The organism is Burkholderia sp. WSM2230, from assembly GCF_000472445.1.
Taxonomy (GTDB): Bacteria; Pseudomonadota; Gammaproteobacteria; order Burkholderiales; family Burkholderiaceae; genus Paraburkholderia.
Genome location: NZ_AXAJ01000001.1, coordinates 1,084,772 through 1,098,066, shown reverse-complemented (window position 1 = coordinate 1,098,066; position 13,295 = coordinate 1,084,772). Strand labels below are relative to the sequence as shown.

At 58.7% G+C, this 13,295-nt stretch carries 11 protein-coding genes; all 11 read right to left on the bottom strand.

The window, feature by feature from the left end:
* Positions 1 to 368: 368 nt before the first annotated feature.
* Complete coding sequence (locus A3AC_RS0104990) at positions 369 to 653, bottom strand: DUF3303 domain-containing protein (RefSeq protein ID WP_025597709.1); 285 nt, start codon at positions 651 to 653, stop codon at positions 369 to 371.
* Positions 654 to 1,162: 509 nt separating this feature from the next.
* Positions 1,163 to 1,480, bottom strand: a complete 318-nt coding sequence (locus A3AC_RS0104985; protein ID WP_025597708.1) for an H-NS histone family protein — start codon at positions 1,478 to 1,480, stop codon at positions 1,163 to 1,165.
* Positions 1,481 to 1,507: 27 nt separating this feature from the next.
* The gene (locus A3AC_RS0104980) at positions 1,508 to 2,860 is read right to left on the bottom strand and encodes a glycoside hydrolase family 71 protein (RefSeq protein WP_025597707.1); all 1,353 of its coding nucleotides are present in this window, start codon (positions 2,858 to 2,860) and stop codon (positions 1,508 to 1,510) included.
* A gap of 31 nt (positions 2,861 to 2,891) precedes the next feature.
* Positions 2,892 to 4,145, bottom strand: a complete 1,254-nt coding sequence (locus A3AC_RS0104975) for a hypothetical protein (protein WP_025597706.1) — start codon at positions 4,143 to 4,145, stop codon at positions 2,892 to 2,894.
* The gene (locus tag A3AC_RS0104970; protein WP_084515361.1) at positions 4,142 to 5,320 is read right to left on the bottom strand and encodes a glycosyltransferase; all 1,179 of its coding nucleotides are present in this window, start codon (positions 5,318 to 5,320) and stop codon (positions 4,142 to 4,144) included. Before A3AC_RS0104970 ends, A3AC_RS0104975 begins: the two co-directional genes overlap by 4 nt.
* Complete coding sequence (locus A3AC_RS29025; protein WP_035474576.1) at positions 5,259 to 6,374, bottom strand: polysaccharide pyruvyl transferase family protein; 1,116 nt, start codon at positions 6,372 to 6,374, stop codon at positions 5,259 to 5,261. Before A3AC_RS29025 ends, A3AC_RS0104970 begins: the two co-directional genes overlap by 62 nt.
* Positions 6,361 to 7,527 (bottom strand): glycosyltransferase, encoded by a 1,167-nt coding sequence (locus tag A3AC_RS0104960; RefSeq protein ID WP_232231890.1) that lies wholly within the window; start codon positions 7,525 to 7,527, stop codon positions 6,361 to 6,363. The genes A3AC_RS29025 and A3AC_RS0104960 overlap by 14 nt, the downstream gene beginning before the upstream one ends.
* A gap of 57 nt (positions 7,528 to 7,584) precedes the next feature.
* Positions 7,585 to 9,813, bottom strand: a complete 2,229-nt coding sequence (locus A3AC_RS0104955; protein ID WP_025597703.1) for a polysaccharide biosynthesis tyrosine autokinase — start codon at positions 9,811 to 9,813, stop codon at positions 7,585 to 7,587.
* Positions 9,814 to 9,827: 14 nt separating this feature from the next.
* Positions 9,828 to 10,265, bottom strand: a complete 438-nt coding sequence (locus A3AC_RS0104950; protein WP_025597702.1) for a low molecular weight protein-tyrosine-phosphatase — start codon at positions 10,263 to 10,265, stop codon at positions 9,828 to 9,830.
* Complete coding sequence (locus tag A3AC_RS0104945; protein WP_025597701.1) at positions 10,262 to 11,434, bottom strand: polysaccharide biosynthesis/export family protein; 1,173 nt, start codon at positions 11,432 to 11,434, stop codon at positions 10,262 to 10,264. Before A3AC_RS0104945 ends, A3AC_RS0104950 begins: the two co-directional genes overlap by 4 nt.
* Before the next feature lie 64 nt (positions 11,435 to 11,498).
* Complete coding sequence (locus A3AC_RS0104940; RefSeq protein WP_025597700.1) at positions 11,499 to 12,881, bottom strand: undecaprenyl-phosphate glucose phosphotransferase; 1,383 nt, start codon at positions 12,879 to 12,881, stop codon at positions 11,499 to 11,501.
* Positions 12,882 to 13,295 lie beyond the last annotated feature (414 nt).

Here is a 13,295-nt window from a genome sequence, read left to right as displayed (position 1 = left end):
CTGCCTGGCCGCGAAAACGCCAGTTCGTAACTGCAACCGAGCGACATTGCCAATGCTGCGGTGACACTTCCACAAGGTTCTTAAGTTGCAAGACTGCAACCGTGTACGGATCTTCATGGCGCCTTGCACCCCTCGCTGCAGGGGCTAAGCTATTTTACGGCGGAGTGGTGTGGACGGCGATCGGCGGCGCCCGACCCTAAGCAGCCCTACAGATTTCAGAGATTCAATACCTTACTACACGGACTGCGATAGGCAGCTCCTCGGAATGTTCGGCGCCTCGCCGCCGCCAGCGCATGCCTGGCGGCGGGCCTGGAACACTAAAACAGAAGCGCATCGGTATTCTGATTAACGCCCCTGTTCCGCCAGCCTTACTTCCCCGCCTGAAACGCCGCCAGCGCGTTCCCGAGTTCCTCGTCGGTGACAGCGGGCGAAATGGTGAACGCAAAGATATCGCCAAACTGGAGCACCCACGCCGCCATCGGAGCCGTGCTGTCGGCCTCGACGATCGCGCACCCGCTCAACTCGCCGATTGCGTGCCAACGGCCGAGCATCGTGATCCCATCGGGCGGCAGCGCGCCTCCCGTCTTCATGAAACGTTCGATCGCCGATTGCTGTGCCGTCGGTAGCCCTTTCCACTGCACAATGAATTTCATTGGGGACCTCCACTTGACTCGCGACGATGCCGGCCAGTGGCAAGCCGTCACCGCGGCAGGCGCCGCAGGATGCGGCGCTTGGGAGCCTGCATCGGGCGCAGATTTTTCCTACGTTATCCGCGATTCAATGCCGCCACCTCGGCCTTCTAAAGAATGATAGGCAGCGGCCATCCGAAGGGGAAGTGCGCTTTGTTACCGCGCGCGCTTTGGCACTAGCCCCGAAGCCGTGTTCGCAAGTGTGCACACATGGATCGTGGCTACAGCAGCCGTGCCGGTACGCCGGGGTGTTTTTTGGTTGGACTCATCCTGTGCGATGCACCCGGGCGGGATTCGCCCACCTGACGATTCTGCTCCGCAATGGGTCCGACGGCTCAGAGGCAGAAAGCCGTTTCGTTTTCTTTTCGAGCTTGCGACTGTTGCGCGAAGCGTCGATTCCCTCCCTCTCTTGTGTCTTGGAACCGCGCTGACGCAACGCCTCCACCAGCGCGTCTGCAATACACAACTCCTCATCACAGCACCCGGAACCTGTCGATGTCCTCACTCCCTGAAATCCACTTTGGGCGCCGGCCGCGGCCGCCCCATGTATCGCCTGTTTCGGGATTCCGGTAGCGTACTGGCCGATTTGCCTTCGGTGGAGACTGGCGAAGTCTCCTGACCTCGCCACGCAGTTCATCGAGCGTGATGTTGTAGGCCGCCATCTTGGATCTGATCGCTGCAATGACCTGCACTTTCTCGGCCACCTTGTGAACCCGGATCGCGTTGTCGATATCCGCAAGTTGCGCCTGCAGAATTTCCCGCTGCGTTTTGAGCGTTTCGAGGTCTTTCATTGTGAGTGCCCCTTCTGATTTGTTGTCTTACTGCGCGCCCGCCTGGCCCAAACTTCCACTGAAATAGTTGAACGCACTACTAAAGTCGGTTCTGGTGATCTCGGCCTCACCGGTCTTCTCCAGCACGATTGCATTGTTTCTGACGAGCTCGAAGTTGGGCCGCCCCGGCGCCGACGGCATGCTGACCTCGTTCACTCCCTCGACAAGCTCGAAAACAGCCCTGCTCGCACCGCATGTCACCGTCAGCGTAGCGCGCCGCGTCATGAACGCGGTAACGTGAATCTGCGCGGTCAACGGCGCGATCGCTCTGGGCGGCACTGCTGACGGATCCGTCATTGCTCTCGCCAGTTCTGTGCCAAGATCGACTGGATGCAAACGGTAAAAGTAATAGAGCGCGTCGCTTTCAATCGGCGGACGCACGCCTGTCTTGAACCACTTGATGTAATAGCGGCTCGCATCGAGATATGCAGTGTGATTCAGTAGTTCTCCGAATCTCGCGTCATAGACGCGAGCTTTCAATGCCGACCCTATCGGCGCGACATAGGTCGATTCGGCCCAATCGTTCCATGTCACGATCTGCACCCAGTTGGCTCCTGAGTTGATCGCCGCTCTCCACTCTTTTGCCATGCCGCTAAAACCACCCGTTTCGAACGCGCGATAGTTGGTGCCGCTCGCAAGACCTCGGTAATACGGTGTCACGCTCGTCATGAAAGTCTTGCCGATACGTTTGAACGTCGACGAGAGAAGCGAGGTCGAGCGAGCCAGAGCGTCTGGCGGTGCAGCTGCTCCGAAGTAAAAATAGCCGTCGGCGGAAGTGGACTTCGCGGCGATTTCGGCGGCCTGCTCCTCGCCTATCGTTGCCTCTCCGCTACTCGGCGAGAAGTGCGGGATAAACCATGCACCGAGCCCGTTCGCCTGCCGCATCAACGTCTCGCAGCGCGCGGAGTCCCTGCCCCCCAGACCGTAGGCCGACAGAACGGTTTTGCCGTCCTGTTTCAACTGGGCTTTCTGCACACTCGTCGTGCGGACGATATCGGCAAGTTCGTCCTGCGCTTTGCCATCCGCCGACACGAACAGTTTGAACGCACCACCGAAGCGCTCCGCCGCCTGGTACATTTGCAACACGCGCGCTTTGTACAGCGGCTCACTGACGCTCCAGCCTCCGCAATTCAGCGCGAAACCGTCGATGCCGCGAGCCATCGCCTCACGAAATTCCGCGGCATAGTCCTCTACGCCCGCATTGGGCCCGGGTTTGGGCCACGCGACCATGTAGTGTGCGAACACATAGCGGATAGATGATGGCTGAGCACGCACGGGCAAAGCTTGACCCGGCAACATCGCGGAGAGCGCCAATCCTTTCAGCAAGCTTCGACGTTTCATGCGTTCGTCACCGTTATGAATACGTTTTCACTTATGCGGAAGCTATTTGAGGCTTCGCGCGGACTCTGGTCGAGAACGCAAGCACGATTGCGCCGGCGAGTGCAATACCCGAAGTCGCGCCAATCAGTCCAAACACATACGACAGCGCTGATACAAAAAGGAGCGACGCCCCCACTTCCAGCGACGAGATTCTCACAAACGAGCGCCTGTCGATGGAAAACACATGCAGCGAGAATATCCTGCACACGAAGATCACGCCTGCCCCAAGAAATGCAGCGAACAGGAAACCGAACTGCAAGGCCGGCTTGCCGAGCAAACCGGTTGGAAAGAGATGAATACGCAGCGCTATCCAGCTACTCAACGTCAGGAGCGCTATGGCGATGACGGAACCCGCGAGCGCGGCAGCCGCGCGCATGCGAACCAATGGCGCAATCGCGCGGGCCAGCTTACCGCTGACTACGAGCGCAAATGCCTGGCCGCTATTGAACGCGAGATTGTGTACGCTCTTGACGCCGCGGTAGAGGGCAGCGGCAGATGGTCCCAGAATGAACGTCACGATCATGATGTCCGCATGTTTCGCGCCCGAGAAGATCGCGTTCGAATACCAACTGCCAAGAATCTCCCTCCGATTCTCGCTGAAGAACTCGCGATAGCGAAATGTCCACGGATTGAACCGCTCAGCATTGGGATACGACGCGAAGTCCGCAGGGCGCGCATTTCCGCCGTGTGCCGTGGCCAGATAAGCTAGCAGCATCATTGCGCCATACGCGGCTTCGACGAGCAGCAGGAAGTCGGGCAGCATCGGCCGAAGACCCTGAATAGCGACGACCAGCACCACGACGCCGACGCGGCTCAATGCCGAGATCGTCGAGATTGCGCATACCAGTCCGCTGCGCCCATAGAGTCTGAGCACGCCGAGAGAAAAGTGCGAAAGGCCATAACATGCGGGCGCCGCGATTAGGGTCCAGAAATAATGCGGCTGCGCAAACAAGCCGGTCCGCGCGAGCCATAGGGCAAGTGAAGCGAATACGATAGTCGAACCGATTGCACTCGCGAAATCAAGGAAGATCAACGAGGACACGCGCAAGCGGATTCGCTCCACCGTGAAGATGCGCGGCGACCCGAAGTTAAAAAGGTCGATGGCCACGTAAAAGAATGCCAGTAGCGCGTACGATTTTCCCAGCCAGTCCGGATCCAGATGGCGCAACGCCACGGCAACCGCTATGAAGTTGCCGAGCGCGGGCAGCGCGGAGGCGAGCACGACATACAGGAAGTCCTTTTTCATCGCCGGGACGCCGCCTGTAGCTCGCCGCAATAAACCTCGTATTGCTCCTGCAGTGTCGAGAATTGGAAGTTTCTCGCGATTGCGCGCTGTCTGTCTGCCTCACTTCTCCTGAACGCCGTATCTGTAGCCAGTTGTTTAATTCGCGCGCAAAAAGCGTCGATATCGCCGGGTGCGATAAGACTCTGCTCGTCCAGGACCTCACCGATTCCACCCACTCGCGTCGCAATCACGGGAACGCCAAGTGCCATTGCCTCGAGCATCGCGCGCGGCATGCCTTCCTGAAACGAGGGCAGCACGAAGAGTGCATGCTGCGCCACGCGTTGGCGCACTTCGTCGCCGTCCATTGAACCGGCGAAATGCACGGCGTCCGCCACGCCCTCTTCTTTCGCGAGACGCTCGAAGCGCTCGCGCAGCACGCCGTCGCCAATCAGGGTAAGACGCACGTCGAGCTTGCCAGCGCGCAGCCGCCCAATGGCGCGTATCAGCAGGTCATGTCCTTTGCTTTCGTTGTGCATCATCGCGACATTGACTATGCGAAAGCCATCCTGCTCGCCCACTGCGGCAGAGGGCGAGCGTTCGAACATCGCATCGGGAAGATACACATCGCTGAACCCGAACGCGCGGTCCATCCGCAGTGGGGGGTAGTGCTGCTGCAATGAGCGCGCCGTTACATAACGCACGGTTTTCGCGCGACGAACCGCGTGTTGCGTGGCCCAGCAATGCACGCTGCGCGCGATACGTCTCAATGGATGGCGCGACGCCGCGTCGCTGAAATAGTCCGCCGGGTCCGCGACGACTTCCGCGGAAAAAGGCTTACCCGTCAATTTGCATATCAGCATGGCAAGCATGGCGATATTGCCAGGAAAGCGAATCAGCAAAACGTCCGCATTTCTGACGACGCGATGGAGACGACGCAGCAGACGCGGAATACCGAAGACCAGCGCGCCTGCACCACGGTTGGCGCCAAGATCGACAAACGAGGTCTGCGCGCCCGTTACCCTTTTTCCAAGCGCTTTCGACGTGGGAAAAGAACGCGCGGCAATCTTGACTTCGTCAAAGCTATGCGTGAATCTCACGGCGAATTGCTCGTAGCCCATATGCGGGCTATAGATTTCAGTTCCGACGCGCGAGAAGTTTCCGTCCATCAGCAATGTGATCGAAGAGCTGTACTTCATTTTTGATGTACTCCACCAGTTCGTCGTAACGGTTTGCCGAGGCTTTATCGAGGCTATTCCAGAACGGTGACGGGTCGTTTCTCAGACGCTCGACAACGTCGGCCACCTTTTGCGGGTCGAAGTCTCCCGCATGAAACACGTAGTCGTCGATCCCGAGATCGCCATACGCGGCGTGCCCTTTGCGTTCATACGATAGATGAACGCTCGGCACACCCGCCAGCACGCTTTCCAGACTGCCGTGCAGGCGCACCGATACAATGATTGCGTCACGGCGGCGCACAATGTCGCGCAGTGATGTTCTGCATTCGACTCCGAAAGTGCGCCGGTAGAAAACATCGTCGCTATTGCCGCGGCCTGAACTTTGCAAAGCAAACTCGGTGTCCGGAATCAGTTCGACGAGGCGTTTGATGTTCGTCAGGTAGACATCCGAATACGGCTTGCCGCTCAGGTCGCGAAACACGAAGAAGACCTTGCGGCGCTCCTGCGTGGTCAGTGCCGCGACTGGAATCTGCAGATGTTTGCCGATTTCCAGCACGACGAGATCGCCGGTTCGCACAGCTTTGCGGTGTTGCAGTTCTTCGCTGCTCTTGTCGTCGCGAAGAAAGATAGTGTCGACGTGCCGGCGAATCAGCGCCTTGAGCATGAAACCGGAGAGCCCCCGAAATGGCCCGACGCTTTGTGGCAGATAAACCGTTCTGCTGCTGCGGCCGCCAACCGCCGCACCGGCAATTTGCGTACCGTGCGCGATGAGCGCCTTCCACCCTTCGCTCAATGTGCCGGAGCGGAGATAGCCGCCACCTACACCGAAGAAGATTGCCGGGCGCACGGACCCGATACGTCGCACGACTCTGGAGACGAACTGAGGAAGTGAGACCAGTTCCACGTTATTGTCGTCGAGATAGCCGGCGAACGCGGCCTTGTCCAGACACACGACGGTAATTGGCACACGTATGCCGGCGGCGCGAATGGCGCGCAAACTCAGATTCACCAGCAAGCCATCTCCGCTATTGCGCGGACTATACGCATGCAACAGGAAGACCTCAGGCGTTCTCATAGCAGCTCATTAGTGACTTGAAGAAACGATCGGCTCGAAAAGCGTGATCGAACACGTGCCGTGCGTTGGCTCCCATGCGGCGACATTCCTCGAGAGACAACGCGTTGAGTTGATCGGCGAGACAGGCCCCGCTCAACTCCCGCAACATCAGACCGTTGTAGCCATGAATCACCTGCTCCGGCAATGAGCCCTCACTGGACACAATCAGCACCTTGCCGGCGCGCATGGCCTCGATTGGAACGAGCGCGAGACCCTCCCATCGCGAAGGCACCACGATGACATCCATTTGCAGCATTGCACGGCGCGTCTCGTCGGGACCCACCCAGCCGTGATAGGTCACGCGCGGGTCGTCGGAGCGGAGGTTGACACCGCCTCGCACCGCCGTGCCGAACACGTGGACGTGCAGTCCTTCTCTGAGCAATGGGATCGCATTGAGCAGGATGTCGAATCCCTTCTGATAATCGAGCCTGCCGAAATAGCCGATATGTATGGTCGTCGCCGGGCTGACCGCCAACGCAGCGGCCTCGATAGAACGCTCGCTGAGGGTGTCGGACGCTATGCCCGTGTAGACGAGAACGATATTGTGAAGCCCGATACGATGACGCCTGGCGGCGCGAACCTCGTCGAATGACATGCAGAGAATGCGTGTGCAGCGATTCGACAGCGCGCGTTCGACAAACGCAAACGCATGGCGCATGGCCGTTGGAATGTCCCGTTTCATGAACGACCATGCGTGCGGCGTATAGAGGATTTTTTCGTTGCCGAAGCGATTCAACCGCACATAGAGGCCAGGAAAAGTACTGTGGCAGTGAATGACGTCCGCATTCATGTCGGCGAGCACGTTCTTCAGCCTGTAAGCAATGGCGGGGATCAGAACCGGGTTACGGCTCGACCGGTAATGAACCACCGCTATTCCGTCGACACCGATATCGGCGAGCTTCAGATTTCTTGGATCACACAGGAGAACGATCTCGTGCCCCATGTTTCGTTGCTCGATCATCAGCGCACGAACATAATTCGCCACACCGCCGATCCATGTCTCAACCACATGTACGATCTTCATGTCGAAATCACCGAAGCAGAAGGGAAAGTACGGACGTTTTCGCCTTTGCGGGGCGAAAACGCAGCCAACAGAAACTGAGTAAGCAGCCAACTGGCTCGAATGCAGTGCAGCCTTCGTTCGAGGCGAGAAAATGAGGCTGCATTGGCGTCATTTCGTCAATTTGCGGTCATAGCGATAGGCGACATAGCGATACGAGCCGTATTTCGAGCGATAGCCGAATGCACGCGCGTCGACGGCATTGAAGATCACGCCTTTCAATGTTGCATTGGCTCGCTGCAAGTGCCGCGCGCTTTCGGTGAGTTCGCCGATAACCGTGCGCTGAAAGCGTGCAATCAGGAAGGTGGTGCCGGCATTGCCTGCAACAATGCCGGCGTCCGCAACGGCGAGTACTGGCGGCGCGTCAATCACTACCAGGTCGTAGTGCTCGCTCAGACGCTCCATGAGGCGGCTCATGCTTTCGCTCATCAACAGTTCTGCTGCGTTGGGCGGAATGCTGCCGGTCGTGATCAGATCAAGTCCTTCCGCCACATCGCGCCGGATCACTTCATCGAGCGTCGCTTCTCCCGACAGTACGTTCGAAAGCCCCAGCCCTCGCGAAACGCCGAAGTACTGGTTGAGGTAGCCGCGCCTCATGTCCGCGTCAACGAGAACTACGCGCTTGTCGCTGCTCGCCATGATTGCAGCCAGATTCGACGCGACGAACGATTTGCCGACACCGGGACCGGGACCCGTCAGCAGCAGACGATTATTGGGCGCGTCGAGCATGGCGAAACGCAATGCGGTACGCAGGCTGCGCAGACTTTCAATAGAGGGCTCGTCGGGCCGAGCGGTCGCGAGCAATGAAAGGCCCGGACTACGTGCGCGGATCGCTTCGTCGAGCGTGCGCTGCTCGGCCGAGTAGGGAACCGCGCCATAGACACTGAGGCCCGCGTAGCGCTCGATATCCTGAACGTCGGTAATGCCGCCATAGAAATGTTCACGTGCGAAGGCCGTCGCGACCCCGATCATCAGGCCAGCTATCAACGCGAGTCCGATTACCAGTGGTTTCTTCGGTTGGACGGGTTCTTCAGGAACGCGTGCGGTATCGACCTGGCGGACATTGCCGACCTTGCCGGCAGACACCAGTTTCAATTGCTGCAAGTTATTCAGCGCGCCCAGGTACACGTCGGTGTTGACCTGCACGTCGCGCATCAACGCCACAGTGCCCTGCTCGAGATTGGGCAGCGACTTTATCCGGCCGTCCACTGCCTGAAGTCGCGCCTTCATGGCAGCTATCTGCTGTTCGACGGCACGCACGGAAGGATGATCCGGCGAATAGCCGCTGGACAGTTCAGCGCGCTTTTGCTGCAACGTCAGCAGGTTGGTTTGCCACGCGACCGTTTCCTGTAGAAGCGTTTGCGCTTCGAGACCAAGATCGTACGTGCCCTTCGAGTTGCGATAAGCGTTGTAGCGTTGTTCGGCCTGCTCTACATCATGTTTCAGGCCTGGCAGGAGGCCTTCCAGGAACGCTGCTGACTTGTCAGCCTCAGCCGCTTTTCGCTTGATGTTTTGCGCCACATAGGCGCCGCCGAGCGAGTTCAGAATTGCCGTGATCTGTTGCGGATCCCTGCCGCGCAGCGATGCGGTAATGATGTCGCTCTGCTTGCCCTTCTGCTCCACCGTCAGCTTCTTCTGCAGGGCTTCCAGCGTCAGCAGTTTCGAGTATCGCGTGAGCGAAAATACTGCACCTGGCTTGCCGCTAATATGCGAAACAAGTAAGCGGAACTGGCCAATGCTTTGATTCGACACTATCGGCTCCCCTATCACGCCTTCTATCGGCGAATCGAGATCCGACTGCGTCAGGCGAAACCGGCTGTTGTCGAGCAGTGTGAGCTTGAAGCGTTTGCCAACCAGATCGGACGGCACTTCGAATTGGTCGACAGCAATCGATTCACCTCCCCAGCAGAAACCGCCCATACCCAACAGGCCGGGATTGGAGAGCGATTTATCCTGATCGGCTATCAGCCAGCCGATCAGCGGAAAACGTCGCGGCACGGCATCGATATATAGACGAAGATCGTTCACGGCCTGATCGACCACCGCACGCGACTGCAGAATCTCGACTTCGCCTTCTGCCTGCGTTTTGACGTCGAAGAGCGAGGACACGTCGCCGAGAAGCGATGTAGCGCTAGTCGGGTTGTCTTCCTCCACCTGAATCATGATGTTCGCTTCGTAATTCGGGCGCGCCAGAAACGCATAGGCGATCCCCATCAGCACGATCACTGCGCAAATACCCGCAATCAACCACCGGCTGCCGACCAGCACATCCACGTAACGGATAAGATCGGCATCCTCATCAACTGGATCGCCCACGGTCATGTCAATTTTATTGTTCATCGTCTCAACGTCTCTTAAGCGAGTGCCTTAATGCGCGATGTCCAGGATTCGGTGCCACGAGCGATCAACTCGTACACCTCGTAGAAATGCGGGAGCGGTTTGCGGTAAGGGTCCGGAATGTCCAGATCGTCCGCGTCACCGAGCCGGAAGACCTTGCCTCGTGCCGACGGATGCCTGCGCATGATCTCCTGCATGTGTGCCCCCTCCATCGTTAAAATCAGGTCGGCCGCGCTGACCAGTGCAGCATTCAACTGGCGCGCGCGGTGCTGCGAAATGTCCAGTCCGTTTTCAGCGCAGACTTGAACAGCAGCACCATCCGCGGCATATCCAGTCAATGCATCGAGCCCTGCCGACGCAACCGCGATTCCCTCGAGTTCACGGCGCAGCAGGTACTCGGCCATCGGGCTTCGACAGATATTGCCGACGCAAACCACCAGCATGCTTCTGATCATTTCCCTGCGATCGCTCCGTAAAGTGCCGCGTTGACCGCCGGCAACAAGAGGTTCAGCACGCGGCTGAAGCGAACCAGACCATTGCCGTCCACGTAGACGATGTCGTGCGGCTGGAGCGCGAACTGATTGCCGAGCACCATGGAAACCGGCGACTTCGCGTCGAGGTGGTACACCTGTGGGCTTGCGCTCAATGAATCGCGTATCACATAGACTTCCGACGGATCGGCGGAATTGCTGTTGATGCTGCCGGCCTGCGAGATCGCCTCGCTAAGCGACAGCGTTCCGTCACGCATGGGGAGCGCCGTCGACGGCTTCGACACTTCACCCATCACATACACGCCGCTGTCGTCGCGCGCTCGCACGCGCAGCAGGTCGCCGTCGCGCAGAACGATCTTCGCTGGATTGAAGCCGCCCTCGAACATCGAGGTCATGTCGAGCGGATACGAGCGGCCGTCCCGAACGAGAACAAGCCGGCTCTGGTCTGCCGTCGACGAGAAGCCGCCCGCCCGGCTCACTGCGTCATACAGCGTCATTGGGATGTCGTTCAGCGGTTGCGCTCCGGGCGCATGCACTTCACCATCGATAAAAACCTGTCTCGCACGAAACGAAGCCATACGCACCGTCACTTGCGGATTGAGGAATGCTTTCGTCAATCGGAGCGCGAGCGCCTGTTGAATCTGGTCGGTCGTCATTCCTGCTGCGTGCAGGGTGCCCGCATAAGGAAATTGCAGATTGCCGCGCTGGTCCACCACGAATCCTGGAACCGGGTCCGATGTGCGCGTCGCCGCCTGTCCCGGCGCACCCTGCGCAACGGCGAGTTCCGGATGGTCCCAAACCGTAATCTGCAGTACGTCCCCCGCTCCAACTACATAAGGAGACGGTTTTGTAGAAAGCTCGCGCACTGCCTGATCGATATCCTTTGTGCGAGTCGCGCGCAGTTGATGAATCAAAGTTGCGTCGATGTTCACGATCGGCACGGGGGCCGCTTCCGCGCGCGCCTGTGCGTCGTGAGAGACCGCAATGCTTGCGGGCTTGGCCATCTTCATTCCAGGCGCGGCCGCGCATCCAGCCAACGCAATTGGAAGCGCGAACGCTACCGCGTTGAACAGCGCACCTCTCGGCTTGTGATTACCCGATGCACGTGCAATCTGTTTTTCCCGCTTTCGCATACATCCCCTTTACAACACGTTTGATATCGATCCCGCAGCCGTTCACATCAGAGGCTCTGCGAGTTCAGTACGCCTGATTGCCGGCAAAGCCGCGCAGAATCGTGGCAAAGACAATTCGCACGTCCAATGCGAACGACCAATGACGCAGGTAGTACAGGTCATGTTCGACGCGGGCGGCCATTTTCTCGACACGTTCCGTCTCGCCGCGATGCCCGTTTACTTGCGCCCATCCGGTGATTCCGGGCTTGATGCGGTAACGGTCCATGTAGCCGTCAATCAGCGTCCGGTAGAGTTCATCATGTTCGATGGCATGCGGACGCGGCCCAACCACGGACATTTCGCCACACAGCACATTGATGAACTGAGGCAATTCGTCGAGACTTGTACGGCGCAGGAAGCGTCCGACACGTGTGATGCGCGGATCTTCCCGGGTCGCCTGCTTGACCACGCCATGCTCGGGTGTATGAATTCGCATGGACCTGAACTTGTAGATAGAGAACGTCCGGCCATTCAGCCCTTTACGACGTTGCCGGAAAAAGACCGGACCCGGCGACGAACATTTGACGCATACAGCGATGCCCAGCATCAATGGCGCCAGCGCGAGCAGAGCGAGCGCCGCGAATACGCGATCGAATACCTCCTTGCCGGTTATCGCCTCGCGCGGCAGCGCCACCGGCGACAGGCTGATCGCGGGCCGGCCGATAAAGGCGAGTACCCCTCCGTGTTCGGGGACGCCAAGCGCATCCACGTCCGGCAGGAAGCGCAGATCGATCAGCGTGCCGCGCAACGCATCCACGCAGCGTTGCAGCGATGGCTCAGCTGTCATGGGTAACGCGAGCCACACTTCCCGAATTGCGTTCGCTTCAATCGAGTCGTGAACGCGCTTCAATGCAGCGATATCACGGTCGACCGACGATTGGTCCGCATCGGCACTGACAGCGGCCAGTTCCACGACGTCGACAACCTTGAAGCCAGATGCAGCGTTTCCGTCCGTGTCGCGCGATACGCGGTTGAAATAGCGCCCATACCCAATAATCGAAACATGCCGCAAGTCGTGACCCGCGTGACGGTATCGCCGCAGCATCGAATACACGGCAATTCGAGTGACGACCAGCAGCACTGCGGTAAGCAGCGTCCATGCGAGCAGCCAGCGGCCGGACAACGTATGAATGCCGCCGAGCAGAAACACGAGTGCGCAAGCCAGCGCCTGAACCGAAATCCACGCTGCCAAAAGGCGCAGAAACAGCGGACGAAGCGGCCGCCCGCGCCACGACAGATAAATGGAAAACCCGGGAAACGCCACTGCACCCATTGCCGCCACCATCGCAGCACTGAAACAATGTAGGAGCGGATGCGGCACCGCTTGGCCGAAGCAGATTCGTGCTGCGATTGCAGCGCCCAGCAGCGTCATCGCGATATCGCAGAGTCGAGCAAGAACGATCTTCATCGGGTCTCTCCAGATGGGCGGTAAGCATGTCAACGACCAGAGCAAAAAAAAGCCGCTAGTCGCCCCGTGAGTGCAACGGGAGGGCGTGGCGTGAAGTGATTTCCCGAGCGCGGCAATGACGCGCAATCCGGTTTATCGTCGGCGCGCACATTCGTTGCCGACGGAATGCATTTGCACTTCGTTTAACGCTTGGTCACCAAATGAAATGCAATTGCGTTTGACGAAACGGATCATATTCGCGGCAATGACCGCCATTTAATCTGCGTCCGATACGACCACAGTGTTGGCGGAAACGAGCAAATCGCCGAAACGTGCGTGAACGCGCGAAATCAGGCGCCAGGCTGTGAGCGACGCGAAAGCCGCACAGCGCAAGAGAAGAGAGATAGGGAAAAGAACCCGAGAATGTTCAGACAC